This window comes from Rhodoferax sp. LS1R11 (genome assembly GCF_056521395.1).
In genome coordinates this window covers 151,321-177,226 of sequence record NZ_JBWMAW010000002.1, presented here as the reverse complement: position 1 = coordinate 177,226, position 25,906 = coordinate 151,321, and the positions used below count along the sequence as shown (strand labels likewise).

Annotated in this window: 18 protein-coding genes and 1 pseudogene; 11 read left to right on the top strand and 8 right to left on the bottom strand. The window is 61.6% G+C overall.

From position 1 onward, the window contains the following. Positions 1 to 24 precede the first annotated feature (24 nt). Both AC097N_RS03500 and gshB read left to right on the top strand, forming a co-directional pair. Positions 25 to 1,239, top strand: a complete 1,215-nt coding sequence (locus AC097N_RS03500) for a benzoate/H(+) symporter BenE family transporter (protein WP_479579355.1) — start codon at positions 25 to 27, stop codon at positions 1,237 to 1,239. 14 nt (positions 1,240 to 1,253) lie between these two features. Further along, entirely contained in the window at positions 1,254 to 2,213 is a 960-nt protein-coding gene (gene gshB, locus AC097N_RS03495; protein WP_479579354.1) for a glutathione synthase, read from the top strand. On the opposite strand, the gene AC097N_RS03490 is transcribed toward gshB, so the two are convergent. Continuing rightward, positions 2,203 to 3,033, bottom strand: a complete 831-nt coding sequence (locus AC097N_RS03490; protein WP_479579353.1) for a class II glutamine amidotransferase — start codon at positions 3,031 to 3,033, stop codon at positions 2,203 to 2,205. The two genes, gshB and AC097N_RS03490, sit on opposite strands and share 11 nt — an antisense overlap. 90 nt (positions 3,034 to 3,123) lie before the next feature. Beyond that, positions 3,124 to 3,315 carry a 4-oxalocrotonate tautomerase gene (locus AC097N_RS03485; RefSeq protein WP_479579352.1) on the bottom strand — a complete coding sequence of 64 codons (192 nt, stop codon included), beginning with the start codon at positions 3,313 to 3,315 and terminating at the stop codon, positions 3,124 to 3,126. A gap of 286 nt (positions 3,316 to 3,601) precedes the next feature. Here AC097N_RS03485 and AC097N_RS03480 point away from each other — a divergent pair, with 286 nt between their 5' ends. The 6 genes from AC097N_RS03480 to AC097N_RS03455 all read left to right on the top strand — a co-directional run bounded on the left by AC097N_RS03480 (position 3,602) and on the right by AC097N_RS03455 (position 10,466). After that, positions 3,602 to 5,569 (top strand): type IV pilus assembly protein FimV, encoded by a 1,968-nt coding sequence (locus tag AC097N_RS03480; RefSeq protein ID WP_479579351.1) that lies wholly within the window; start codon positions 3,602 to 3,604, stop codon positions 5,567 to 5,569. Positions 5,570 to 5,585: 16 nt separating this feature from the next. Continuing rightward, a complete protein-coding gene (locus AC097N_RS03475) occupies positions 5,586 to 6,509 on the top strand; it encodes an MBL fold metallo-hydrolase (protein ID WP_479579350.1) in 924 nt (307 codons plus the stop codon). A 110-nt stretch (positions 6,510 to 6,619) separates the two neighbouring features. Next, a complete protein-coding gene (osmF, locus tag AC097N_RS03470) occupies positions 6,620 to 7,543 on the top strand; it encodes a glycine betaine ABC transporter substrate-binding protein OsmF (RefSeq protein ID WP_479579349.1) in 924 nt (307 codons plus the stop codon). Between the two features lie 27 nt (positions 7,544 to 7,570). Continuing rightward, complete coding sequence (locus AC097N_RS03465) at positions 7,571 to 8,764, top strand: ABC transporter permease (RefSeq protein WP_479579575.1); 1,194 nt, start codon at positions 7,571 to 7,573, stop codon at positions 8,762 to 8,764. Then, the gene (locus AC097N_RS03460) at positions 8,761 to 9,702 is read left to right on the top strand and encodes an ABC transporter ATP-binding protein (RefSeq protein ID WP_479579348.1); all 942 of its coding nucleotides are present in this window, start codon (positions 8,761 to 8,763) and stop codon (positions 9,700 to 9,702) included. Before AC097N_RS03465 ends, AC097N_RS03460 begins: the two co-directional genes overlap by 4 nt. Then, positions 9,699 to 10,466 carry an ABC transporter permease gene (locus tag AC097N_RS03455; RefSeq protein ID WP_479579347.1) on the top strand — a complete coding sequence of 256 codons (768 nt, stop codon included), beginning with the start codon at positions 9,699 to 9,701 and terminating at the stop codon, positions 10,464 to 10,466. The genes AC097N_RS03460 and AC097N_RS03455 overlap by 4 nt, the downstream gene beginning before the upstream one ends. An 18-nt stretch (positions 10,467 to 10,484) precedes the next feature. Here the strand turns inward: AC097N_RS03455 and AC097N_RS03450 are convergent, their stop codons facing one another. From AC097N_RS03450 to AC097N_RS03430, 5 genes are all read right to left on the bottom strand, one after another. Continuing rightward, positions 10,485 to 11,690, bottom strand: a complete 1,206-nt coding sequence (locus AC097N_RS03450) for an MFS transporter (protein WP_479579346.1) — start codon at positions 11,688 to 11,690, stop codon at positions 10,485 to 10,487. A 260-nt stretch (positions 11,691 to 11,950) separates the two neighbouring features. Then, the gene (locus tag AC097N_RS03445; RefSeq protein WP_479579345.1) at positions 11,951 to 13,513 is read right to left on the bottom strand and encodes an FAD-dependent oxidoreductase; all 1,563 of its coding nucleotides are present in this window, start codon (positions 13,511 to 13,513) and stop codon (positions 11,951 to 11,953) included. A 23-nt stretch (positions 13,514 to 13,536) separates the two neighbouring features. Beyond that, positions 13,537 to 14,124, bottom strand: coding sequence for a twin-arginine translocation signal domain-containing protein (locus AC097N_RS03440; protein WP_479579344.1), 588 nt, complete (start codon positions 14,122 to 14,124; stop codon positions 13,537 to 13,539). A gap of 40 nt (positions 14,125 to 14,164) precedes the next feature. Next, positions 14,165 to 15,061 carry a transporter gene (locus AC097N_RS03435; protein ID WP_479579343.1) on the bottom strand — a complete coding sequence of 299 codons (897 nt, stop codon included), beginning with the start codon at positions 15,059 to 15,061 and terminating at the stop codon, positions 14,165 to 14,167. 74 nt (positions 15,062 to 15,135) lie between these two features. Beyond that, positions 15,136 to 16,611 carry a benzaldehyde dehydrogenase gene (locus AC097N_RS03430; protein ID WP_479579342.1) on the bottom strand — a complete coding sequence of 492 codons (1,476 nt, stop codon included), beginning with the start codon at positions 16,609 to 16,611 and terminating at the stop codon, positions 15,136 to 15,138. Between the two features lie 275 nt (positions 16,612 to 16,886). On the opposite strand from AC097N_RS03430, the gene AC097N_RS03425 reads away from it, so the two are divergent. Next, a complete protein-coding gene (locus AC097N_RS03425) occupies positions 16,887 to 18,800 on the top strand; it encodes a sigma-54-dependent Fis family transcriptional regulator (RefSeq protein WP_479579341.1) in 1,914 nt (637 codons plus the stop codon). A gap of 409 nt (positions 18,801 to 19,209) precedes the next feature. Beyond that, a complete protein-coding gene (locus AC097N_RS03420; RefSeq protein ID WP_479579340.1) occupies positions 19,210 to 21,414 on the top strand; it encodes an OsmC domain/YcaO domain-containing protein in 2,205 nt (734 codons plus the stop codon). A gap of 200 nt (positions 21,415 to 21,614) precedes the next feature. Here the strand turns inward: AC097N_RS03420 and AC097N_RS03415 are convergent. After that, positions 21,615 to 22,475: pseudogene (locus tag AC097N_RS03415) on the bottom strand (aldolase/citrate lyase/malate synthase family protein); the annotation flags it as partial. 39 nt (positions 22,476 to 22,514) lie between these two features. Between AC097N_RS03415 and AC097N_RS03410 the strand changes: the two are divergent. Further along, complete coding sequence (locus tag AC097N_RS03410) at positions 22,515 to 25,898, top strand: helicase-related protein (RefSeq protein WP_479579339.1); 3,384 nt, start codon at positions 22,515 to 22,517, stop codon at positions 25,896 to 25,898. The last annotated feature ends 8 nt before the right edge of the window (positions 25,899 to 25,906 follow it).

Genomic DNA, 25,906 nt, shown 5'->3' with positions numbered 1-25,906 from the left:
CCGCGCGGGCCATTTCCTACCTCCATGCGCTTTTTCAAAGACCTGAGTCCGTCTGCCTTCACTGCGGGCTTTGTGGCTGTTTTGGTGGGTTTCACCAGTTCGGTGGCCATCGTGTTTCAGGCCGCGCTGGCCTTCAAGGCCACGCCTGAGCTCATCACCTCCTGGATGTGGGCGCTGGGGCTGGGCATGGGCTTGTGCACGCTGGTGCCGTCTCTGCTGTTGCGCAAGCCGGTCATGGTGGCCTGGAGCACTCCCGGCGCTGCGGTGCTGGCCACGGCCGGTCTGGCGGGCGGCTTTTCGATGGCGGAAGCGGTGGGTGCCTTCATGGTGTGTGCCGCGCTCATCACTCTGTGTGGCGTGACGGGCTGGTTCGAACGCGTCATGCACCACCTGCCGTTGGCCATTGCCTCGGGCTTGCTGGCGGGTGTCCTGGCGCGCTTTGGTCTGCAGGCCTTTGTGGCGGCGCAAACCAATCTGCCGCTGGTGCTGGTCATGCTGGGCACTTACCTGCTGGGCAAGCGCCTGGTGCCGCGCTATGCCATTCCCATGACGTTGCTGTTTGCTATTGTTTATGTAGCTGCCTCCGTAGGTTTTACGGGGGCTGCAGTCCATTTTGATATCGCAAAGCCGGTGTTCACCGCGCCGGTATTCACGCTGGGCGCGGCCATCAGCCTGGCCTTGCCCCTGTTTGTGGTGACCATGGCTTCCCAGAATCTGCCCGGTGTGGCCGCCATTCAAGCCGCCGGGTATGGCAACCCGTCGGGCAAAGGCATTCCCATCTCAAACATCATCACCCTGACCGGCGTGGCCACCCTGGTGCTGGCCCCCTTCGGGGCGTTTGCGCTCAACCTGAGTGCGATCACCGCTGCCATCTGCATGGGGCGCGAGGCCCACACCGACCCGGACCGGCGCTACACCGCCGCCGTGTCCTGCGGCGTCATCTATGTGGTGATTGGCATTTTTGGCGCGGCCATCACCGGGGCGCTCACCGCCTTTCCCAAAGAACTGATTGCCGCCATTGCCGGGTTCGCCTTGCTGGGCACCATCGGCAGCGCGCTGGCCACCGCCGTGCGGGACGAGTTGCACCGCGAGGCGGCGCTCATCACGTTTCTGGTCACGCTCAGTGGGGTGGTCATTGGCGGGGTAGGGTCGGCCTTTTGGGGGGTGCTCGCGGGCGCACTGGCGCTTTTTGTGCAACAGTACGGCAAGTCGCGTTTCCCCCATCCTCCTTCTGCCTGAGTTATTTGTCTCCCATGAAAATTCTATTTGTCGCTGATCCGCTCGAATCGTTCAAGATCTACAAAGACACCACTTTCGCCATGATGCGTGAGGCACAGCGGCGCGGGCACACCCTGTCGGCCTGCGAGCCCAAAGACATCATGTGGCAGCGCGGTGCGCCCGTCACGGCGGTTGTGCGCGACATCACCCTTACCGGCCAGTTCGAACCCTGGTTTGAGACCGCCCCGCCGTCAGCAGATGACGGCAGGCAAGCGCTGAAGGACTTTGACGTGGTCCTGATGCGCAAGGACCCGCCGTTTGACAGCGAATTCTTCTACGCCACGCATTTGCTGGAGCAGGCCGAGCGCGAAGGCGCGCGTGTGTTCAACAAGCCCCGGGCGCTGCGCGATCACCCTGAAAAACTTGCGATTCTGGAGTTCCCCCAGTTCATCGGTCCCACGCTGGTCACGCGTGACGCGGCAGACATCAAGCGTTTTCATGCAGCGCACCAGGACATCATCCTCAAGCCGCTGGACGGCATGGGCGGCATGGGCATCTTCCGCGTGAAAGAGGACGGACTGAACCTGGGCGGCATCATCGAGACGCTCAACAAGGAGGGCGCCCAGACCGTGATGGTGCAGAAGTTCCTGCCCGCCATTGCCGAGGGCGACAAGCGCGTGCTGGTGATTGGCGGCAAGCCTGTGCCGCACAGCCTGGCGCGCATTCCGCAGGGTGGTGAGGTGCGTGGCAACCTGGCCGCCGGCGGCATTGGCGTGGCGAAACCCTTGAGCGAACGCGACCGCGTGATTGCCGAGTCCTTGGGGCCGATTCTGGTGAGCCGGGGCTTGCTGCTGGTGGGGCTCGACGTCATTGGCGACAGCCTGACCGAGATCAACGTCACCAGCCCGACCTGTTTCCAGGAAATCTTTGATCAGACCGGCTTTGATGTGGCCGCGATGTACATCGACGCGGTTGAGCAGGCCCTCAGGGGCTGACCGGGTCGCAGCGGCGGGTTGAAGCCGAACAGCCCGCCATCGTTCCATCCACAAACACCTGGAGTTCGCCGGGCGCCATCACCACCCAGTCTTCGTTGGTGGTCAGCGGCTCGGTGACGACGATGGCCAGACGATCTTCCGGGCCATTGAGGTCGGCCAGGTCAACGCTTACATCGTCATCCTTCAGGTGCACTTCGGTGAACGGATGCTGGCGCAGCACGTAATGCAGCTTGGTGCTGGCGTGTGCCCACAGCGCCTGGCCGTTGCTCAGCAAAAAATTGAACGTACCGTGTTTGGCGATTTGCGGCACGAGCTCCGCCAGCGTGCGGGTGAGTTCCGCTACCGTGGGCACGCCCGCGTGGGACTTGGCCAATTCTTGCAGCAGCCAGCAAAAAGCGAGTTCGCTGTCGGTGTTGCCGACCGGCCTGAAGCTGCCGTGCAGATAGGGTGCGTAGTCTTTCAGGTCGCCGTTGTGCGCAAACACCCAGTAGCGCCCCCACAGCTCCCGCACAAACGGGTGGCTGTTTTCAAGCGTGACAGCACCCACCGTGGCCTTGCGCACATGCGCTATCACGTTATGGCTTTTGATGGGATAGTTGCGCAGCATGCGCGCGATGGGAGAAGTGGAGGCGCCTTCCTTGTCAACGAAGTAGCGCACGCCTTTGCCCGGCTTGTCAGGCGTGGCGTCTTCGCTTTCAAAGAACGCAATGCCCCAGCCGTCGGCATGGTGGTCGGTACAGCCACCACGCTGCGAGAAACCGGTGAAACTCAGCGTCAGGCTGGCGGGCAGACGGCTGTTCATTCCAAGCAATTGACACATAGGTCACTAGTTTACTGCGCGGGGATATGCATTCACATGGCTGTAACGTTGTTTTGCAGGTAAAGCCTTGTGAAGACGCCTCCGTTCATCTCAGGGACGGGGCTCGGTCCACAGGACGCCGCCCGTTGACCAGTTCTCGCGCTTGACGTCGGTGATCAGGATGTCGACGGCCTCGGGGTTGCCGCCCAACACCTCGACCGATACGCGGGTGATTTCAGCCACCAGTTTCTTCTTTTGTTCAATAGTGCGGCCTTCGAGCATTTCAATGTGGTAGGTTGGCATAATTTGTAACCGTAAAGTGGTGAAAATGACAGTCATGATACGGTGGCAGATGCCATCCATGACGATGGTGCATTTGAATAATTGAACGCAACACTTTCTGGCGGGGCGTCGTTGCCCTGACCGGGTATGCTGTGCGTTTTGGGGGCTTGGTTGAGGCAGGTCCTCGTGAGTGAAGTTTTTTGTCTTTTCTCCAGCCGGGGAGGTCTGTGCCGGGAGGAAAAAGTTACAACTCAGAAAGAGTGTCTTGAAACATAGAGCCAGTATTGCTGCAGTTGCACTTCTCGTCATGACTTTCGCCAGTGAGGCGCTCACACTGGGCCGCATTCGCGGTGCAGCGCTGGTGGGCCAACCGCTGGACCTGGTGATTCCCGTTCAGATGGAGGTTGCCGAGGCTGATTCGTCGTTGTGTTTCGAGGCCGATGTCTTTCATGCCGACACACGCCAGGATGGCAGCCGCGTGCGGGTGCTGACTGAAACTGTGACCCCCGGACAAGCGGTCAATGTGCGGATTTTGTCGTCGACACCGGTTGATGAGCCTGTGGTGACGGTCTATCTGCGCACTGGCTGCGGTCAAAAAACAACGCGTCGCTATGTGCTGCTGGCTGATCTGCCCAGCGAGGTAGCTGCTCCCGTATTGGCCCGTACGACGCCTGTGCCATCGGCCCAAACGGAGGTGAGTCGCCCAAGCGTTGCTTCAGTGGCGAGCACCGTAGCGCCGAAGGTTCGTGCACCGCGCCCGGTGGTGACCTTCAAGCCAGCGGTGACGAAAGAGGTGCGTGCGCCTGTCAAGGCGCCCGTCCGGGTTGAAGAGGTCACGCCCATCAAGGTGGCGGCGCAGTCCCGCCTGACGCTGGACCCCTTGGAGTTTTACTCCGACCGGGTGGCCAACCTGGCGCCCACGGGCGGCAACGCCGCAACCGACCATGCCCTGTCAGACCTGCGCAGAAGCCAGACGCTGGAAGCCGAGGTCAAGGCCCTGATGGCTGCAGCAGCCAAGAATGAAGCGAGCTTGATTGACCTGAAGGCGCGCCTGCAAAAAGCGGAGGCGGAGTCGCTGCCGCGTGAATGGATGTACGGCCTGTTTGCCCTGGTGCTGGCCAGTGTGGCCGCCCTGGCCTGGTTGTGGAGCCGGCAGCGGTACATCCCAACGGGCGCGGGTGCCTGGTGGAGCGGTAGCGTCTCGGCCGAGGAATCGGTGCAACCCATGGCCGCTCATGAAGCCGAGCCAGCCCTGAAACCAGTGCTTTCCCGTGGGGTGGCTGAAGCACCGATCTCGGATTTCCCTGCCAGTATGGCCCCAGCCACGGGCATGGATCTCAACCTGATCGACATGAGCGACTCCAATTTCGCTCACTTGATGCAGTCCAAGGCCGATCAGGTAGTAGCCCCCCTCAAAGCACCGATCCCTGTCCTGATGCCTGAGCTGGACGCGTTGTCGGCCCCCGTGCCAGCCAACCGTGGGCACAACTTCAACGCTCCCGCGGTGCAGGACATCCGGCAGCAGGCCGAGTTCTTTCTGTCGCTCGGACAGACCGACCACGCCGTGAAACTCCTTGAGAAGCAACTCAATGAAAGCCCTGACGCCAACCCGCACATCTACCTGGACTTGCTCACGATCTGCCATTCATTGGGTCTGAAGATCGAGTTCCGTCAGTACCGGCAAGAGTTCAATCTGTTGTTCAACGGAAAAGCGGCTGAGTTTGTGCAGTTCAAGGACGAAGGCCGGGGTCTGGAAGACTATCCCGACACCTTGGGCCAGATCACCGCCTTCTGGCCAACGCCGCAAATCATCGTGGTGATCGAAGCCTTTATTTTCCGCAGCCCCGGATTGCGCCTGGACCATTCTTTCGATCTCGCGGCATTTCGTGACCTGCTGCTGTTGCATGCTGTTGCGAGGGACGGAAAATTTGTGCAAACGTCCCGCGAGCCTGGCGTCCCGGCGGCACCCACGGCGGCAGCATGGGCCAGTGCGCCCCCTGAACTGCCTCCCCTGCCTGTCGTCAGCCTGACGCCTGATTTCAACCTTGATGAGTTGCCCCCAGAGCCTTTGCTGGACTTGGACTTGTCCGATGAACCCCTGGCCGGTGAGAAGTTGACACAAATGTCGGCGACAGAGATCAAATTTTCCGCCTTGCTTCCCGGTGAGCCGCATGTGGGGAGGGCCAGTTCCTGGCCTGTTCAAGATGACAACTTGATCAATTTCGACATGTCGGATTGGGTTAAACCGTCCGGCCGGACCGGAGAGAAGTCTTGAGCATGGGCGTGCGGCGATGAGCGGCGTGGTGTTACCACCCGGCGTGACTGTTTTCGAGCGGGGGTGGCTCTCGTCGAACAACATTTTGCTGACGGGGCATGACGCCTGCGCGCTGATCGACAGCGGTTATGAGACCCATTCGGCCCAAACCTTGTCACTCGTGGCCGGTGCGCTCAACGGTCGCCCGCTCGATGTTCTGGTCAACACCCACCTGCACAGCGACCACTGCGGCGGCAACGCCGCATTGCAACAGGCTTACCCGGCGCTCACCACCCTGATTCCCCCCGGTCTGTCTGCGCATGTCAGCCCCTGGAATCCCGAGGCACTGACCTACGTGCCCACGGGGCAAAGTTGCCCGCCTTTTGGCTTTGACGCGGTGCTGGTGCCCGGCACCGAACTTCGCCTGGGCGACTTGACATGGCAAGTCCACGCCGCGCCCGGCCATGACACCCATTCGGTCATTCTGTTCGAGGCGGCGTCCCGGGTACTGGTCTCGGCCGATGCCTTGTGGGAGCGCGGGTTTGGCGTGGTGTTTCCGGAGCTTGAAGGCATTGATGCGTATGTGGAAGTGGGGCAAACGATTGACCTGATCGAGTCGCTGGCGCCGAGGGTGGTCATTCCAGGCCATGGCCCGGCCTTCACCTGCATTGAAAAATCCATTGCCGATGCACGTGCCCGGCTGGAAAGTTTCGTTGCCAACCCTGCGAAACACACCACCTATGCCGCCAAGGTTCTGCTGAAATTCAAGCTGCTTGAAGTCCAACGTATGCCGTTGACGGCATTGCAGACCTGGGCGCAGTCAACGCCGTATTTCCCCATGATTTTTGACCTGCACGTGTCAGGGCTCGATTTCGGGGGGTGGATCAACCACCTGATTGGCGAGCTGGTTCGCACAGGCGCAGCCTCGCAGGATGGCGAGTGGATCCGCAACGCCGGTTAAAAATGCGGCCCCGCGCCGTGCCCCGTTAATCGGTGTGGGGCAAAATCAACAGGCGTATCCGCGTCGCGGGATACCTGGTCAATCAACCCCAATCAAGAAAGGCCTATGCCATGAAATCTATCAAACGCAGAGTGGTGGTTCTTTTTGCCGGAACGCTGGTCGCAGGCTTCGCGCTCGCGCAGGCTTCGCAGCCGGTGCGTGTCGGCTCCAAGATCGACACCGAAGGCAAGCTGCTAGGCAACATGATCGTGCTGGCGCTGGAGGCGGGCGGCGTCAAGACTGAAAACAAGTCATCCCTGGGCAACACCAAGGTGGTGCGCGGGGCCATCACCGCGGGCGAGATTGACATCTACCCGGAATACACCGGCAACGGTGCTTTCATGTTCTCCGAGGAGTCCAACCCGGCCTGGAAAAACGCCAAGGCCGGCTATGAGCGTGTGAAGGCGCTGGATTTTGAAAAAAACAAAATTGTGTGGCTGGAGCCTTCTCCGGCCAACAACACCTGGGCGATTGCCGTTCGCAAAGACGTGGCCGCAGCCAACAAGCTCAAGACCCTGGACGATCTGGGCAAGTGGATCGGTGGCGGTGGCCAGTTCAAGCTCGCGGCGTCGGCTGAGTTTGTGGAACGGTCAGACGCGCTGCCGGCGTTCCAGAGCGCCTATGGTTTCAAGCTCAAACCCGAGCAATTGCTGACCCTTGCCGGGGGTGACACCGCCGCCACCATTCGTGCTGCGGCCGAAAAAACCTCAGGTGTGAATGCCGCCATGGCCTACGGGACCGATGGCCCTGTGGCGGCCCTGGGTCTGGTCATCATGGACGACCCCAAAGGCGTGCAACCCATCTATGCACCAACCCCCATCGTTCGCGACGAGGTGCTGGCCAGGAACCCGAAGATCAGGACCCTTCTGGCCCCCGTGTTCCAGGCACTGGACGGTCCCACGTTGCAAGCGTTGAACGCCAAGATCCAGATCGAAGGCCAGGACGCCAAAAAAGTGGCGGGCGATTTTCTCAAGTCCAAAGGCCTGATCAAGTAGCCAGGGCCTGAAGACGGGTTGGCCTTGATGCGCGCGATGCCGCCGCTGCGGTGGAACCCGGTCTCTGCCGTGCTTGCCTTGATGGGCGCCTGTGCCACGGTGGGGCTGTCTTTTTTGCGCGTAGCACCCAACCGGCTGATGTCGGGCGAACCGGTTGACCTGCTGGCCGTGTTGCACGGACCTTCATGGGCGTTGCTGGTTTTGCTGCTGGCCGTCCTGCTGGCGCCTGTGCTGCGACCGACGCGAACCGTGCTCTGGTTGCAGGGGGGCGGAGCCATCGTTTTGCTGGCGGGTTTGCTGGGGGTGGCAGGGCGCCATGCCAGCCAGGTGACGTTGTCTGAGTCACCCTTTGCGCGCACGTCGCTGGGCGCGTCGTTCTGGGTGCTGCTTGTGGTGCTCTGGTTGATGACGGTGGATGCCTTGCAACGCCTGCAGGTCAGTCTGGTGGTTCGCCTGGGCGTGCTGGCGGGTGCCGTGGGCCTGGTGATGCTGCCCCTGCTCTCTGGCGTGTGCGACGCGTTGTCCATCATGAAAGAGTTTGCCAACCAGTCCGGGGTGTTTGGCACGGCGGTGCTGCGTCATATGGCCATTGTGATCACGGCGCTGGTGCCCACGTTGTGCCTGGGCGTGCCCTTGGGATGGTGGGTTTGCAAGTCGGCGCGGGTGCGCCGGATGCTGTTCCCCGTGCTCAACATCATCCAGACCATTCCTTCCATTGCCTTGTTTGGTTTGCTGATGGCGCCGCTCGCGCTGCTGGCGGTGGCCTATCCCGCATTGGCCCGGGCCGGCATCAGCGGGGTGGGCATGGCGCCCGGCGTCATCGCCCTGGTGCTCTACAGCCTGCTGCCGGTGGTGCGCGGCACACTGGCGGGGCTGGAGCAGGTGCCGGTGGCTGTGCGGGAGGCTGCACGCGGCATGGGCATGTCGCCGCTGCAGATTTTTTACCAGGTCGACGTGCCGCTGGCCCTGCCGGTGTTGTTGTCAGGCATTCGCACCGCCACCAACCAGGCCATCGGCCTGGCCGCGGTCACGGCCCTGATTGGCGCGGGCGGCCTGGGCGCCATCATGTTCGAGGGGCTGTTCAGCAGTGCGCATGATTTGGTGCTGCTGGGCGTGCTGCCCATCGTGGTGCTGGCGGTGCTGGCAGACACGGCGTTCAAGGTGTTGATCCATTGGACTCAAGGGCCGTCAACACCGCCACTCACAGGAATGCCGACATGATTGAGTTTCAGAATATCGGCAAGTCTTATGACGGTCTGCGCGTGATGGAGGGCTTGAACCTCAAGATCGAGCGAGGCGAATTGGTGGTGGTGATCGGTGCGTCAGGTTCCGGCAAGTCCACCCTGCTGAAGATGATCAACCGCATGGAAGCCCATGACGCGGGCCGCATCCTGTTTGATGGTGAAGAGATTTACAGCTTCAAGGTGCGCGAGTTGCGTTTGCGCATGGGTTATGCCATCCAGTCGGTCGGCCTGTTTCCGCACTGGACGGTGGCGCGCAACATTGCCACCGTGCCGCAGATGCTGGGCTGGGACAAACGCCGCATCGAGCAGCGCGTGACCGAGTTGCTGGCGTTGTTTCAACTCGACCCCGAGTTGTATCGCCAGCGTTATCCCCACCAGCTCTCGGGTGGGCAGCAGCAGCGCATTGGCGTGGCTCGCGCCTTGGCCGCCGATCCGGATGTGCTGCTGATGGATGAACCCTTTGGCGCACTGGACCCGGTCACGCGGGTTGCGCTGCAGGACGAACTCAAACGGGTGCACCGGCTGTCCGGCAAAACCATTGTGCTGGTCACCCATGACGTTGACGAAGCCCTGTTATTGGCGACCCGGATTGTGCTGCTCGAACAGGGCCGGATCGTGCAGGTGGGCACCCCGCTGGAACTGTTGGCAACGCCCGCCAACGACCTGGTGGTGGACTTTGTGGGCCGCAGCGACATCGGCATCAAACTGCTTTCGCTGCAGAGCGCTGCGTCGCTGGCACGTGCGGAGCCTGCGCTGGCGGGTAGGCACTTGTCGGCACAAGCCTCGCTGCGGGAGGCCGTCTCTTTCATGACGCTGCACGGGCTGGGGTCGGTCAATCTCGTGGATGCCTCGGGGCAGCACCAGGGCGTGCTGCATGCGGCCGATATGTTTGCCAGGCGTGGTGCAGGGTCATGAACGCTGCCCCCGTGTTGGTCGCACAACGCAGCAGCCGGCGGTTCTGGCAAGACGGCCTGCTGTGGGCAAGCGCGGCGCTGCTGGCCCTGGTGCTGTATTTGCCGCATTCACGGCCGCTGTTCAGCAGCCTGTTCCCGGCGCTGGAGCGCCCGGTGTACCAGCAGGAGCCGTTTGCCGAACTGCTGTGGCAACACTGCAAACTGGTGGGCTTGTCGAGCCTGGTGTCGGCGCTGGTGGGCACGCTGGCTGGGGTTTTCATCACACGGCCGTCGGGTCGGCAATTCAGCTCGGTGGTCGACGCCCTGGTGTCGATGGGGCAGACTTTTCCGCCCGTGGCGGTGCTGGCCGTGGCGGTGCCCGTGGTCGGCTTTGGCGAGTTGCCCGCGCTCATTGCCTTGGCCCTGTATGGGCTGCTGCCCGTGGTGCAAGCCACGGTGGCGGGTTTGAAGACAGTGCCGCAGGCCGTGCGAGAGTCAGCCACCGGCATGGGCATGTCACCCTGGCAGTGTTTTGCACAGGTGGAGGTGCCGCTGGCTTTGCCGGTGTGGGTGGCGGGTCTCCGTACCTCGGTCATCATCAACATCGGCACCGCCACCATTGCCTCCACCGTGGGTGCCAAGACACTCGGCTCGCCCATCATCGTGGGCTTGAGCGGCTTCAACACCGCCTACGTGTTGCAGGGGGCCGTGCTGGTAGGTTTGCTGGCGGTGGTGGTTGATATGGCTTTTGAGCGCGTGGCGCGCCGGGCGGACTGGCAACGCTGAGCGTTGCCAGCGTTCAGGCTAGACGGTGCGTGTAGTTTTTGAGGCGGCCAGCCAGCCTAGTGCCACAACCAGAATCAGCGCCGCAACGGCCGTGAACCACATCAATGCGTTGCTACTGGTGGCTTTCATGGCGGCCCCGGCCATCAGCGGACCCGTGATGGCGCTGACCGAATACAGCATGGAAATCCGGCTGACGTTTCTGGCCATGTTGCCAGCCGACGTCATGGTGCTGGCGACCAGGGCCAGCGTCAAAAACGCCGTGATGAAGCCCCCCAGCAAAAACATCGCGATCACCACCAGCGTGTAGGTCAGTGGCAGCGCCAGCGCGACGGCGGCCATCGCCGTGCCCACGGCACAGCACAGCGCTGCCGTGCCCACGCCACGGTGGTCGGCAACCCAGCCCGCGCCATACTGCATGAGCAGCCCGCCCAGACCAAACACGGCGAGCAGTTGCGCAGTCTGCGCCACGGCTAACCCACGGTCCTGCGCAAACAACGCAAAGAGGCCCGACACGGCCGCCTCCATCATGCCGCCCATCAAGGCAATCAGTACACCTTGCTTGAAGGCGCGGCCATTGTGAAACATCCCTGGCGCCACCGGGTGGCTGTCAAGGGGCGCAGCGGACACGACGACAGCAGACCTGCGCGCAAACCCCAGCGGCACCAGGGCTGCCAAGGTGAATGCCGCCCCAATCCAGAAGACGGTCAGTCCTGTCAGGCCCACGAAGCCCGCGAGCGCGGGCGCCACGACCGGGGCGAGGGCAATCAGCGTTTCATGAAAACCCACCAGCCTGCCGCGCGCATGGGCGGGTGCGATGTTGTAAAGCCAGGGCTCCACCCCAATCCAGCGCAGCCCCATGCCAACGCCAGCCAGAATGCCGCCGATCATTCCATAGGGCCAACCCGCCAAGGCAATGCAAAGCAGCGCCATGAGGGTGCTGAGTACACCCGCCACGATCACCCGCCTGGGGCCCCAGCGCCTGCACAGCCAGGGGCCGACGGCCAGGCCGGGCAACTGCCCCATCCAGAGGGACGCCGCAAACATGCCCAACTGCGTGGCGTCAAGACCCTGCTGAGCCAGCCACACCGGCAACACCACAAACGCAATGCCAAACTGGCCTATTTGCGCGAGGGTGGACACCGAGTTCAGCGCGGTAATCGTCCGCCAGTCAAAGTCGTTTTCTTGCGTGGGCATTGCCGTTGCGCGTGAGGTGGCGAGGGTCATGCGAGTTTGTTTTCCGGCAAGAGTTTGCCGCGGTTGATGGGCGCCTACTTTACATCGCTGGTAGGCGGAGCTGTCCTGTAGCCGTCTGGAAGGTGTTTTTTAATGAAATTGGCCTGTAGCGCACGTCTGGTGTGCGCAGGTAGCTATCAATTAAATAGCATTTTCCCAGTCGCTGGTTGATGCCAAGCGTTGGGGAAATTTAACAGGGCCGCAGCCCTGATTGAACGCGCGTTACTTGCCATTCATTCAACAGCCATCCATCACGCATGCGCCTTGACGATGCGGTCGCTGATGTAGCTGGCCAGGGCGTACACCGTCTCCGAAGGGTTGTAGCCAATTGAGGTGGGCAGCAGGCTGGCGTCGGCCACGTAGAGGTTTTTCACGTCGTGGGTTTCGCCGTAGGGGTTGACGACCGTGGTCTTCGGGTCGCGTCCCATGCGGCAGGTGCCTTGTGGATGGAAGGATGTGTATTTGTAACGCGCGGGTTCGTTCTGGAGCGCCCCGATGACGCGCTCCACCTGGTCGGCGCTTTCAATCACGGCCTGGTTGGAGGAGGGTAGGTAGAGCTTGCTGGCGCCAGCGGCAAAGAGAATGTGGGCGGTGGCCAGCAGCCCTTTTTTCATGGCCTCAAAGTCGCCGTTGTCCACCGTGTAGTGAATCTGTTTCTGGCCGTTTTCCCAGCGCACTTCGCCCACGTTCTTGTCGTGAATCAGGCTGATCAGGCGGATGGTGTTTTTGTAGCCGCTCATGTAGGCCACGTAGGGTTTGCCGGTGCCGGGCTCGGCCTGGAAGCTGGCCTCCACAGGGTCCTGGATGGCATTGAGCAGCAGGAAGCCGCCTTTGTCGGGCAGCGTGTGTTTGTCCATGTAGAGCGAGTGCGTTGCGCCATGGAAGTCGCCCACGGCATGGGGGAACTCCGCGGTGACGGACAGCGTGGGGTGGCACGCAAAGTTCTTGCCCACCTGCATGCTGCTGTTGGCCAGGCCGCTTTTGAGCAGCAGCAGCGGGCTTTGGACCGGACCGGCCGCCAGCACCACGATGGGCGCGTCCACCCGCACATCGGCTTTCTTTTTGCCGGTGGCGGGGTCGATTACCTCGGCCAGCACGCCGCTGGCCTTGCCGTTCTCGGCCAGTACTTGCGTGACACGGGTGTCGGCGAAGATGCTGGCGCCATGCGCCACCGCCCAGGGCAGGTAAGTGACCAGCATGGACTGCTTGCGGTCAGAGGCGCAGCCGCTGAAGCAGGCGCCGGTGAGCGTGCAGTCCTTGATGTTGCGCCGTGCCTTGCCTTCGGGGTAGCCCAGCTTTTTCATGCCCGCGCCGATGAGCACCGCGCCGGGGCTCGTCTCATGCGACTCCACGGTGCGGATGTGCAGGTTGCGTTCGATCTTCTCAAAGTAGGGTGCCATCACCGCCGTGGTGAGGTTGGTCAGGCCGAACTCTTTGGCCCACAGCTTGAGGTAATAGTCGGGTGTGCGAAAGCACAGCGCCGCGTTCACCACCGTAGAGCCGCCCACGCAGGCGCCTTGCAGGATGGCAATGTCGCCGTGCATATTGGCCTGCCCGCCGTGGTCCTGGTAGAGCGTGGCCATCGAGACGGCCAGCATCTCGGTGAATTTCTCGGACGGCACGTAAGGGCCGGCCTCCAGCACGATCACGGTCTTGCCCGCCCGCGCAAGTTCGTAGGCGGCAATGGCACCGCCCGCGCCCGAGCCGATGACCACAGCGTCGGCTTTCAGGTGCAGTTGTTCCTGTGTGATGTCACTGGCTTGCGTGACCTTGAGGCCCTGCTTGGCGGCCTTCACTGGAATGGTTTTTTTCATGGTGTGTGTTCTCGTTGTGCGGTTCAGCGGGTGGGTAGCGGGGCATTGCCCAGGGACTTGAGGCCCAGGCGCTTGGTCATGGGGCCGTCGTAGCCCAAGGGCTCCCAAGTGGCCGGGTTGGCCCAGTAAGAGAGCTGGACGAGCTTTTTCAGCCCCATCGTCAGACCGCGCTGCGGTGGCAGGCCCGAGTTGCCCCAGGCATCGCAAAACTGCGTGGCTTCGGCGTCATTGAGTTCGGTGAACCGTTTCTGGTAGAGGGCCATGGGGCCGTCGTTGAAATACTGGAGGCCGCCTTTGAGGCCGGTCAGGATGTGCGGCTCCATGGTGGCCAGCAGCGCGCCGTCCAGCGTTTGCAGCAGGGCCTCAGGCGTCCACGGGGTGAGGGTGCTGCCGGCCACTGGCAGCACCACTTGCGCCAGCCGGGTGAAGAGGGCGGCTTCCGCGTCGTTGATGAACTTCACACCGGGGGGCAGCGCCGCCAGACTGGCGCCGCCTGCCAGTGCGGTGACCGCACCCGCGCCAGACAAGCGCAGGAAGTTGCGCCGGGACAAGCCCAGCAGGGCCTTGATGGCGGGTTGAAACGCTTCGTCAGCGTGGGGGGTGTGGGGCATTTTTTTCTCCGTGTGAGGCAGTGGTGTCGCGGGGCCGTGGTCAGAATACTTGCAGCAAACGCAGGTTCACGCGCGAAGCTTCCTTGAAGCCGTTGTCCACGGCCAGGTCCCGCCCCCAGGTCGCCAGCAACTGGGTCTTGGGGCCCACAAAGACCGCGGTGCCCAATTGCAGTTTGTCGAGGGTCGCGGCGTTGCCCTGGTTGATGCCGTTCAGGCTGGTTTCACCGCTGCGGGTACGCGAGAGGCCGGCCCGCACATCCCAGGTGGGGCTGAGGGCATAACGCATGAAGCCCTGCACCTGGTAAGACGCAGCCTGGGTGAGCGACTGGCCTGCCGCGTTGGCGCGGTCATTGGTGCCGTAGGCGGTGACATCGGCGGCCAGATCGAAGGTCAGCTTGTCGCCCACGCCCTGGATGAAGCCCACCTGCAGCGCGTATTTCCAGCGGTTCTCGCCCAGGTTCAGCGCCTTGGCGGCGTCATAGGTGCCGGTGGGGGCGATCAGGAAGGGGGTGATGCCCAGGTAGCGCTTGTTCTCGGGCTCGTTGATGGTCCATACGGTGGCGGCCAGGATCAGGTCGCCGGTGCCCGAACCCTGCCCCAGCGCCGTGCTCATGTTGCCGGTGCCGCTGAGATTGCCGAAGGGCAGCAATAACTGGGGGTCCACCGTGTAGCCGCCAATTTGGGTGAAGTGAATCAGGCGCAGGATGCCGATGTCGGAGTCCAGCCCGTTGTTGCCGGGAACCTGATTGCTGTTGGCGTGCAGGCTGTTGCGCTCGGCGTGCTGCATGTACACCAGGCCCACGTTGGTGCCTGCGGGTAAGGCGGTGTAGTCACCGGCATCAATGTCGATGGCGCGGGCGGCGCCCGTGGCGAGGGTGAGGCTGGCGCCGATGAGCAAGGTGCCCAGTGCGTGCTGACGAGTGGTGGGGGTGTTCATGGGGATGTCTCCTGGAGTTGTTTTTTAAAGGGGGGAACGCGGTATGTGGGAATGGGCGTATGGGGGCAGGGTGGTCAGAACGGATACACGATGGGCTTGTCCATCACGCTGATCCACTGGCTCTGGGTGAACTCATCCAGGTTGGCCGGGCCGCCAAAGCGCCCGCCGTTGCCGGAGGCCCCCATGCCGCCAAAAGGCACGTGGAACTCGTTGTTCACGGTCTGGTCGTTGATGTGGATCATCCCGGTGTGCAGTCGGTTGGCCAACGCCATGGCGCGTGAGATGTTGCTGCTGTGGATGGCTGCGGCCAGCCCGTACGCCGAGGCGTTGACCAGCGCCGCAGCCTCTTCGTCGGTGTCGAACACGGTGATGGGCGCCACCGGTCCAAAGATTTCGTCGGTGAATGCCGGCATGGTGGGCTGCACCTCGGTCAACACGGTGGGGCGGTAAAACAGGCCCTCATACGTGCCGCCGGTCAGCACCTGCGCGCCTTGCGCCACCGAGGCCTGCACGATCTGGTCGATGCGGTCGCGCTGCCTGGCATTGATGACCGGCCCCAGATGCGCCGGGCCAGCGTGCGGGTTGCCCACATGCAGCGCCTCGGCCCGCTGCGCCAGGCGGTGGGCATACGCTCCGGCCACGCTGCGGTGCACCAGGTGGCGCCCAGCCTGCATGCAGATTTGCCCCTGGTGCAAAAAGGCACCCCAGGCACCGCAGGAGCTGGCGGCGTCCAGATCGGCATCGTCCAGCACCACGATGGCATTGTTGCCGCCCAGCTCCAGTGCCACCTTCTTGAGCAAGCCGCCGCACACCTCGCCAATCTGCCGCCCCACAGCGGTGGAGCCGGTGAATGAAATCATCTCCACCGCCGGGTGCCGCACCACCGCATCACCCGTGGCCGGGCCGCCCGGCAACACATGCAGCACGCCCGCGGGCAGGCCCGCGTCGGCAAATATCTGGGCGATCAGCAGGCCGCCGGTCACGGCCGACTGCGTATCGGGTTTGAGCAACACCGCGTTGCCCAGCGCCAGCGCCGGGGCCACCGAGCGCATGGCCAGCAGCAACGGAAAGTTCCACGGCGCAATCACGCCCACCGTGCCAATGGGCACGCGCCGCCACAGGTTGGTACGCCCCGGCATGGCCGAAGGAAACAGCTGCCCGTTGGCCTGCATGGGCAGTGCGGCCGCCATGAGCATTTGCTCGTAGGTGGCGCCCAGCTCCCACTCGGCCTTGGGGCCGATGGAGCCGCATTCGCGCACATTCCAGTGGTTGATGTCGGCGGCGCGCTCCTTCAGCAAGCGGGCGGCCTCGCGCATCACGGCGGCGCGCTGGTCAAACGGCGTGGTGGCCCACGCCGCGCGGGCCAAACGGGCGCTTTGCGCTGCGCGGTCCACATCGACGCTGGAGGCCATGCCAATCCGGCCCAGCGTGCCGCCGGTGGCCGGCTCCTGCACCGCTGCTGTGCCGCCTTGCGCATCGACCCAGCCGTCGCTGTAAATCTTGCCGGCCCAAGGGGCCTGGTCGGCGCCCGGATGAAGAAGGGTGTCCATGAATGTGTCTCCAATGCTTGTTTTTGATCGCTTCGCCGAACCCGCTGCCTGACCCGGCAGACGCTCAACACAGCCTCTTCTGCAAAGCCTGTGCCACAACGGCAATGAAGTGCATTGACGGGGCCTTTTATCCGGGTAATCCCTATGAAAGTCACTGTTTTCCGGCACTAAACTGCATGTCATCCTGTCGGGACTGCGCCTCAAAGCGGGACGACGGGTCTCACATCGAGACGGACAGAGAGACGCACACGCGCTGGCCATCCTGGAGACAAACCGTGCAACAAGCGATCATTTCCGAACTCAATCCCTACACCCCCGAACGCATCTGGCAGGCGCGCCGCGCGTTCTTTGACGAGGGCCATGCCCCGGCCGGGCTGATTGACGATCCGGTGCTGCGCTCGTGGCAGCGTTGCCGTGGCCAGGGGCGCGGTGCCTCGGACCAGGTGGAGTTTGACCCGGTGGACCGAGCCGCGTTGGCTCGCTTGCTGGAGGCCCAGCGCACGCTGTTGGAGGCCGCACGGCCTGAATTGGATGTGCTGGCTCAGGCCGTGTCCGACGCCGGCTACGCAGTGCTGCTGACCGATGCCCAGGGCCGTGCCCTGGCGGTTGAGGGCTGCCTCGACCGGCGCAGCGAACCCCTGCGGCAGGCCTTTCGCCCCGGCGTTGATTTGTCTGAAGCGATGATCGGCACCAACGCGATGGCCTCGGCCATCAGCGAGCAACGGGTGGTCCGCGTGCTGGGGCCTGAGCACTTCTTTGCCGACAACCAGATTTTTCACTGTTGCGCCGCCCCGGTGTTTGACCCGCAGGGCCGCGTGGTCGGCGCCGTCGACATCTCGCGTGACATGCCGGGCTTGGTGGCAGGCGCGCAAGCCCTGACCCAGCGCTGTGCCCGGCGCATCGAGCGCACGCTGTTCGAGGCGCTCCCGGCCTTTCTGCGGCTGCGGCTGGAAACGCAGGACGAGAGCGAAGAGGCCTGGCTTGCCTTCAACCGCGATGGCGGCCTGCTGGCGGCCAACATCGCCGCGCGCCAACTGATCGACGTGCCTTTTGTGCCGCAGGGGCTGGGCTTTAGCGACCTGTTTGACGGCCGCTTTGATGCGCTGGCCACGGCCGCCAACCAGGCCAGCGGCGAGCTGCGCTTGCGTTTGCGCGGCGGCGTGCAGTTGCGTGCCCGTGCCTCGGGCTTGCCGCCGCCGGCACGAGCCGTTGCCACGTCCCCGCGTGCGGCGCCCTTGCCTCCTGCCACGCCCCCGCCCGAGTTTGGCGATGTGGCTTTTGCGGCCGACTTTGACCGGGCGCTGCGCGCCTTCAACGCCGATTTGCCGGTGCTGGTCACCGGTGAAACCGGCGCGGGCAAAGAGGTGGCCACCCGTGCCCTGCACCAGGCCAGCCACCGCCGTGACGGCCCCCTGATTGCCATCAACTGCGGCGCCATTGCCCCCCAGTTGATGGCGGCCGAGTTGTTCGGCCATGTCGAAGGTGCCTTCACCGGCGCCCGGCGCGGCGGCAGCGCCGGCAAGATCGAGGCGGCGCAGGGCGGCACCTTGTTGCTGGACGAGATTGGCGACATGCCGCTTGAATTGCAGGTGGGCTTGCTGCGCGTGCTTGACAGTGGCGAGGTGGTGCGCGTGGGGGCTACGCGCGCGGTGCGGGCCGATGTGCGCTTTGTCTGCGCCACGCACCGCGACCTGCGCGCGCTGGTGGCCGCAGGCAGCTTTCGTGAGGATTTGTATTACCGCATCAGCGGTTTTTTGCTCAACGTGCCGCCGCTGCGCAGGCGAAGCGATTTCAACGCGGTGCTCGATGCCTTGCTGGCCGAGCAGGGCTGTGCTGCGCACCGGCTGGACGCCAAGCTGCGCCGTGCGCTTGCAGACCGGTCATGGCCGGGCAATGTGCGCCAGCTGCGCCATGCGCTGCGGCTGGCTCTGGCGCTGCTGGAGGCCGACGAGGTGCTTGCCATTGCGCATTTCCCCCATGAGCCCGAGCCACCGGCCCCGACCGTGGCCCTGACGCCACCACCTGCAGTTGTCGCCACAGCCGCCGCCGTGGCGGACGACCTGAACTGGAAGCAAACCCAGCAACAAGCCATTGACGCGGCACTGAAACGCACCGGCGGCAACGTCACCGCCGCTGCCGCCCTGCTGGGCATGGGCCGCGCCACGCTGTACCGCAAGCTGATGAATTGAAAACGGCTGTTTGTGTCGGCAGGGTTTTCAAAAGGCCTTCACCCAAGGCTGGCGTGTGCGGGCTGAGGCGGTGGTGCTGATGACTGTGGTCATTCTCCCGCGGGCGTTGTTTTTCGAGGTTATGTATCAAATCGGCCGCTAGCCCACGTCCATCGTGCGCAAGCAGCTATCAATTAAGTAGCGTTTTCAGACCGCTGCCGCCTTCACCTTCAGTGGCCATGCATGGCCACTGCGCATGACGGTGTGCATCTCGTCGCTTGTGCGGTCCAGGAAGCCTGGTGTTGTTGAAGGCACAACGTATTGAGTAGGTAAACCGCATTCAAACCAAACAATGACACGTATGCTCAGTTGGCGTGGCGACGGATAATAACGGCCACCTCATTTTGAGCATCATTTTTGAAACTCCCCCATGGAAATCAAGGTCAATTTTCTCGATAAGCTTCGTCTTGAAGCCAAGTTTGATGATTTCACGGTAGTGGCCGACCAGCCTGTTCGCTATAAAGGCGATGGCTCGGCGCCCGGTCCTTTCGATTACTTTCTGGCCTCATCGGCCTTGTGTGCGGCTTACTTTGTGAAGTTGTACTGCGACACTCGCAATATTCCGACCGACAACATCCGCCTGTCGCAGAACAATATTGTTGATCCGGAAAACCGCTACCAGCAGATATTCAAGATCCAGGTCGAATTGCCGGCGGAACTCTCCGACAAAGACCGGCAGGGAATTTTGCGCTCCATCGACCGTTGTACGGTCAAAAAAGTAGTGCAAGCCGGTCCCGAGTTTGTGATTGAAGCGGTAGAGAACCTGGATGCCGATGCGCAGGCCTTGCTGACCTTGAAGCCGGCTTCTGATGCCAGCACCTATATTGCGGGCAAGGATCTGCCACTAGAGCAAACCATCGCCAATATGTCGGGCGTTCTGGCGGCCTTGGGCATCAAGATTGAAATCGCCTCGTGGCGCAATATCATTCCTAATGTGTGGTCCTTGCATATCCGTGATGCGCACTCGCCGATGTGTTTTACCAATGGCAAGGGAGCGACCAAAGAAAGCGCGTTGGCGTCGGCGTTGGGCGAATATATCGAGCGCCTCAATAACAACCATTTCTACGCCGGTGCGTTTTGGGGTGAAGACATCGCCAACGCGGGGTTTGTCCATTACCCGAACGAGCGCTGGTTCAAGCCTGGCCGTAAAGATGCGCTACCGTCTGAAATTCTGGATGCGTACTGCCTGCCCATTTACAACCCCGATGGCGAGTTGCGTGGCTCGCATCTGATCGACACCAACTCCGGCAATGCCCAGCGCGGTATCTGCTCGCTCCCCTTTGTGCGGCATTCGGACGGCGAAGTGGTGTATTTCCCGTCCAACCTGGTCGAAAACCTCTTTGTGAGCAATGGCATGAGTGCCGGTAACACGCTGATGGAGGCGCAGGTGCAATGCCTGTCGGAGATTTTCGAACGGGCGGTAAAGCGCGAAATTCTGGAAGGTGAAATCGCCTTGCCTGACGTGCCGCACGACGTGCTGGCGAAATACCCTGGCATTCTGGCCGGCATTCAGGGCTTGGAAGAACAAGGCTTTCCGGTGCTGGTGAAGGATGCATCGCTGGGCGGGACCTACCCGGTGATGTGCGTCACTCTGATGAACCCGCGCACAGGCGGTGTCTTTGCCTCGTTTGGCGCGCACCCAAGCTTCGAGGTGGCGTTGGAACGCAGTCTGACGGAATTGCTGCAGGGACGCAGCTTTGAAGGTCTGAACGATTTGCCTCGGCCAACCTTTGCAAGTGAAGCCGTGACTGAGCCAAACAACTTCGTCGAACACTTCATCGATTCCAGCGGCATTGTGTCGTGGCGCTTTTTCAGCGCCAAAGCGAATTTCGATTTTGTCGAGTGGGATTTTTCTGGCCAGGGTGAAAATTCCAATGCGCAGGAAGCCGCGGCCTTGCTCGGCATTCTTGAAGACATGGGCAAAGAGGTGTACACGGCGGTCTATGACCAGCTGGGCGCCATTGCTTGCCGGATTTTGGTGCCCGGCTATTCGGAAATTTATCCGGTAGACGATTTGATCTGGGACAACACCAACAAGGCATTGTTGTTCCGCGCAGATATCTTGAACTTGCATCGCCTGGACGACGCCAGCCTGGAAGCACTGCTTGAGCGTTTGGATAACAACGAGCTGGACGACTACTCTGACATCGCCACGTTGATCGGCATCGAATTTGACGAAAATACGGCCTGGGGCCAGCTGACAGTTCTCGAGTTGAAGCTGCTCATTCATCTCGCCTTGCAGCAATTGGAGGAGGCGCACGGGCTGGTGGGCGCCTTCCTGCAGTACAACGACAACACGGTCGAGCGCGGATTGTTTTATCAAGCCTTGAACGTGGTGCTGGAGGTGCGGCTCGATGATGACTTGGAACTGGACGATTACGTGGTCAATTTCCGCCGGATGTATGGCAATCCGCGGATGGACGCGGCGCTGGGCTCAGTGGACGGAAGCGTGCGATTTTTTGGCTTGACCCCAACCAGCATCGAACTGGAGGGGCTCGACAGGCACCGCCGCCTGATCGACAGCTACAAAAAAATGCACATGGCGCGGACCAATGTGGCGGCTAAAGCCAGTTAGGTTTACGAGTCATGGCTGCGAATAGGACTTCGCTTTTCTCAGTTATTTAGTTTCCTGACTTTCTTGTGCCAACAGCGCCATCAAACTCAAGCACCATCAAAAACGGCACCCGCAGGTGCCGTTTTCACGAAGTTATGTATCAAATCAGCCGCTAGCCCACGGCCATCGTGCGCAGGTGGCTATCAATTAAATAGCATTCATCAGACCGCAGTGGCAACCGTTTTCGCCGCCGCCTCAGCCTTCACCTTCAGTCGCCACGCATGCAACAAGGGCTCGGTGTAGCCGCTGGGCTGTGCCAGGCCTTTGAACACCAAATCACAAGCCGCCTTGTAAGCCATCGACGTCTCAAAGTTGCCCGCCATGTTCTTGTACAGCGGGTCACCGGCGTTTTGCTTGTCCACCACGGCGGCCATGCGCTCGAAGGTTTCGGTGATCTGTGCTTCGGTGACGACACCGTGATGCAGCCAGTTGGCCATGTGCTGGCTGGAGATGCGCAGCGTGGCGCGGTCTTCCATCAGGCCCACGTTGTGGATGTCGGGCACCTTGGAGCAGCCCACGCCCTGGTCGACCCAGCGCACGACGTAGCCCAGAATGCCCTGGGCGTTGTTGTCCAGTTCCTGCTGCTTTTCAGCGGCGGTCCAGTTGGGGGTGGCGGTGACGGGCACGGTCAGCAAGCCGGTGAGCAGGGTGTCGCGCTCCTTGTTGAAGTCGATCTTTTCCAGCTCCTTCTGGATGTCGCTGACCAGCACCTGGTGGTAGTGCAGCGCATGCAGTGTGGCGCCGGTGGGGCTGGGCACCCAGGCGGTGTTGGCACCGGCCTTGGGGTGGGCAATTTTTTGCTCCAGCATGGCGGCCATCAGGTCGGGCATGGCCCACATGCCTTTGCCGATCTGGGCCTTGCCGCGCAGGCCGCAGCTCAAACCGACCAACACGTTGCTGCGCTCGTAGGCGGCAATCCAGGCGCTGGTCTTCATGTCGCCCTTGCGGATCATGGGACCCGCTTGCATGGCGGTGTGCATTTCGTCGCCGGTGCGGTCCAAAAAGCCGGTGTTGATGAAGGCACAATGGGAAAATCAGGGAAACCGGCATCAAGTTACACAATGGCTCGCATATTTGACAACATTGACCAGGATTTGCTGGGTGCTTTGCGCGCCACCATGCAAGTCTCCAAACGCTCCGATTTCTGTGTGGGGTATCTCAACTTGCGGGGTTGGCAGGCCATTGATGACCTGATCACGTCATGGGACCCAGCCGCTGGCCAAGTGTGTCGGGTGCTGGTGGGCATGCAGCGACCGCCACATGAAGAAATTCGTGAGCTGTATCGCCAGACCGATGAGTCTGGCTTGATCGACAACGCCACGGCTAGCCGACTAAAAACGCAGTTTGCCGCTCATCTACGCGAACAAATCACCTTGGGAATTCCTACTGGGCAGGATGAAGCCGGTCTGCGCCGCTTAGCTCGTCAGCTGCGCGCAGGCCAGGTTGTAGTTAAGCTCTTTCTTCCTTACCCACTGCATGCCAAGCTTTATCTGCTGTTTCGTGACGACGCGAATAACCCCGTTACCGGGTTTGTTGGCAGCAGCAACCTCACGCTATCGGGCCTGTCTCGCCATGGCGAGCTCAATGTCGATGTGCTGGACCATCTGGGCACAGAAAAACTCTCCAAGTGGTTCAACGCCCGTTGGGATGAACGTTGGGCGCTGGATGTGTCGGTTGACTTGGCCACCATCATCGAAAACAGCTGGGCTCGTGAAGAACCGATTCCTCCACATCACATTTATTTGAACATCGCCTACCACCTCAGCACCGAAGCGCGCGCGGGTTTGAGCCAGTTTCGCTTGCCCGCCCGGTTTGAACAGGAGCTGTTTGAATTCCAAAAAAGTGCGGTCAAGATCGCCGCCCGCCACCTGCACCGCCGTGGCGGCGTGATGATTGGCGACGTGGTGGGTCTGGGTAAAACCATTATGGCCACTGCACTGGCCCGCATGTTTGAGGATGATCTGGGTTATGAAACCTTGATCATTTGCCCCAAAAATCTGGAGCCGATGTGGGAGGGCTACCGCACGGAGTACGGCCTGCGCGGCATGGTGTTACCGGTCTCGCAAGTTACCAAAAAGTTGCCTGCACTCAAACCCTATCGACTGGTGTTGATTGACGAAAGCCACAACCTACGCAACCGCGAGGGGCGTCGCTACAAAGCCATTGCTGATTACATCAAGAGCTGCGATGCCAAGGTCATTCTGCTTACGGCCACACCGTACAACAAGACCAAGGCCGACCTGTCGTCACAACTGCGCCTATTCATCGACGAAAAAGCCAATATCGGCATTCGCCCTGAGCGTTTCATGCGGAAAACTGGTATTGGTGAAGCCGAGTTTGAGCGCAAGTACCAGTGCCGGGTTAACTCCATCCTCGCTATTGAAAAGAGCGATGAGTTTGATGACTGGCGCGAGTTGATTCGTTTGTATATGGTGCGGCGAACCCGCAGCTTCATCATCCAGCATTACACCGAGGCTGATCAACATGGCCGCCGTTTCATTGCCGGTAAAGATGGTGAAAAACGCTACTTCCCCGTGCGCAAACCCGTGTCGCTCCAGTTCGCCGTCGATGAGGCAGATCCGGCGGACCGCTATGCCCGGCTCTATTCGCCTGCGGTTGTTGACCAAATCAATGAACTGCATGTGCCGCGCTATGGGTTGGGTCTTTATGTAGAGCCACAAGCTGAAAAATCAGCGACCGCGCCTGAGCGAAAAATTATTGAAAACCTGGGTCGCGCGGGCAAACGCTTGATGGGTTTTTGCCGCACCAACTTGTTCAAGCGGCTGGAGTCGAATGGTTTCTCGTTCCTGCAGTCCATTGATCGGCACATTCTGCGCAACCAGATTTACCTTTATGCCATTGAAAACGGGCTTGATTTACCCATCGGCGTTTTGGACGCAGGCCTGCTGGATCTGGAGCGGGTCGACGAAGATGCCGACGGCGTAGAAGGTGACCCCGAAGACCTGCTCGACGGACTGGTGGACGCCGCAACAGAAGCAGACGGCGTCCCGGATGACATGGCCCGCGCCAAGGCCGTGTATGAGCAATACACCAACCAATACAAAAAGCGGTTCAAGTGGATACGTCCCGGCTTGTTTAAAACCAAGCTTGCAGAAGACCTGGCACAAGACACCCAAACGCTGAGCGAACTCCTGAGCGCTCAAGGCCAGTGGGACCCGGTGCATGATCAAAAGCTGTTGGCCTTGCGCCGCCTCATCACCCAAACGCATGCCAAAGCCAAGGTACTCATCTTCACCCAGTTTGCAGACACGGCCCGCTATCTGGCTCGCGAGATGCGGCTGGCTGGCGTTACCCACGTTGAGGTCGCCACCGGCGCCAGCGCCGACCCCTATGCCCTGGCCTGTCGTTTCTCACCCAAGTCCAACAACAAAGTGGTCGCCAAAACCGATGAAGTGCGGGTACTGATTTGTACCGATGTGCTCTCTGAAGGACAGAACTTGCAAGACAGCAATGTCGTCGTCAACTTCGACCTGCCCTGGGCCATCATCCGCCTGATTCAGCGCGCAGGCCGGGTTGACCGCATTGGGCAGCAGGCCGAGGAGATTTATTGCTACTCCTTCTTGCCGGCTGATGGCGTGGAGCAGCTCATTCAGCTGCGCTCTCGCATTCGCCAGCGTCTGCAAGAAAACGCCGAAGTGGTCGGCACCGACGAATCCTTTTTTGAAGACGAAGAAGCTAACACCATCCGCGATCTCTACACCGAGAAACAAGGCGTGCTGGACGACACTGACGACGAGGTGGACCTGGCCTCTTACGCCTGGCAGGTATGGAAACAAGCCACGCAAGACAACCCGGACCTCGCTCGCACCGTCGAATCCTTGCCGCCCGTGGTGTATTCGGCCAAAGCCTTTGCGCTGGATGCCGCACGCTTCCCCTTGCTGGGCGCAGATGCCAATAAAGGCGGCGCACTGGTGTATGTCAAGTCACCGGAGGGCAATGACCACCTCGCTTGGGTTGGACCTAATGGCAAGACTGTCACCGAGTCCCAGTTCACCATTCTTCGCGCTGCCGAATGCCCGTCCGGCACGCCTGCCGTGTTGCGGCTCAGCAACCATCATGAGTTGGTCGCCAATGGCTTGCAACTCGCCGTGAGCCAGGATAAAGCCGTAGGCGGTGGCCTGGGCCGCCCCAGCAGCCCGCGCCGCCGCGCTTACGAACGCCTGAAGCCTTATGCCACTGAGCAGATGAAAACCCTGTTCCGCGACGAAGAACTTGAGCGCGCGCTGGATGACATGTACCAGCGCCCCCTCCTTGAAACATCGGCGGATCTGCTCAACCGCCTGATGCGCAGTGGCGTCAATGAAGAAGAACTCGCCGGTGCCGTCAAGTCCCTGCGAGAAGAAGGCCGCCTGACCTATGCCGAAGACGATGCCACCTTGCGCGAGCCGCGCGTAGTGTGTTCTCTTGGCCTTGTTTCGGATTGAATAATTTA

Excerpts from the sequence above, each read along its gene's own strand:
- AC097N_RS03500 (WP_479579355.1), top strand. The coding sequence starts at position 25 with ATGCGCTTTTTCAAAGACCTGAGTCCGTCTGCCTTCACTGCGGGCTTT.
- AC097N_RS03420 (WP_479579340.1), top strand. The coding sequence starts at position 19,210 with ATGGAAATCAAGGTCAATTTTCTCGATAAGCTTCGTCTTGAAGCCAAG.
- gshB (WP_479579354.1), top strand. The coding sequence starts at position 1,254 with ATGAAAATTCTATTTGTCGCTGATCCGCTCGAATCGTTCAAGATCTAC.
- AC097N_RS03450 (WP_479579346.1), bottom strand. The coding sequence starts at position 11,690 with ATGACCCTCGCCACCTCACGCGCAACGGCAATGCCCACGCAAGAAAAC.
- AC097N_RS03475 (WP_479579350.1), top strand. The coding sequence starts at position 5,586 with ATGAGCGGCGTGGTGTTACCACCCGGCGTGACTGTTTTCGAGCGGGGG.
- AC097N_RS03435 (WP_479579343.1), bottom strand. The coding sequence starts at position 15,061 with ATGAACACCCCCACCACTCGTCAGCACGCACTGGGCACCTTGCTCATC.
- AC097N_RS03490 (WP_479579353.1), bottom strand. The coding sequence starts at position 3,033 with ATGTGTCAATTGCTTGGAATGAACAGCCGTCTGCCCGCCAGCCTGACG.
- AC097N_RS03485 (WP_479579352.1), bottom strand. The coding sequence starts at position 3,315 with ATGCCAACCTACCACATTGAAATGCTCGAAGGCCGCACTATTGAACAA.
- AC097N_RS03410 (WP_479579339.1), top strand. The coding sequence starts at position 22,515 with ATGGCTCGCATATTTGACAACATTGACCAGGATTTGCTGGGTGCTTTG.
- AC097N_RS03445 (WP_479579345.1), bottom strand. The coding sequence starts at position 13,513 with ATGAAAAAAACCATTCCAGTGAAGGCCGCCAAGCAGGGCCTCAAGGTC.
- osmF (WP_479579349.1), top strand. The coding sequence starts at position 6,620 with ATGAAATCTATCAAACGCAGAGTGGTGGTTCTTTTTGCCGGAACGCTG.
- AC097N_RS03480 (WP_479579351.1), top strand. The coding sequence starts at position 3,602 with ATGACTTTCGCCAGTGAGGCGCTCACACTGGGCCGCATTCGCGGTGCA.
- AC097N_RS03430 (WP_479579342.1), bottom strand. The coding sequence starts at position 16,611 with ATGGACACCCTTCTTCATCCGGGCGCCGACCAGGCCCCTTGGGCCGGC.
- AC097N_RS03455 (WP_479579347.1), top strand. The coding sequence starts at position 9,699 with ATGAACGCTGCCCCCGTGTTGGTCGCACAACGCAGCAGCCGGCGGTTC.
- AC097N_RS03460 (WP_479579348.1), top strand. The coding sequence starts at position 8,761 with ATGATTGAGTTTCAGAATATCGGCAAGTCTTATGACGGTCTGCGCGTG.
- AC097N_RS03465 (WP_479579575.1), top strand. The coding sequence starts at position 7,571 with ATGCGCGCGATGCCGCCGCTGCGGTGGAACCCGGTCTCTGCCGTGCTT.
- AC097N_RS03440 (WP_479579344.1), bottom strand. The coding sequence starts at position 14,124 with ATGCCCCACACCCCCCACGCTGACGAAGCGTTTCAACCCGCCATCAAG.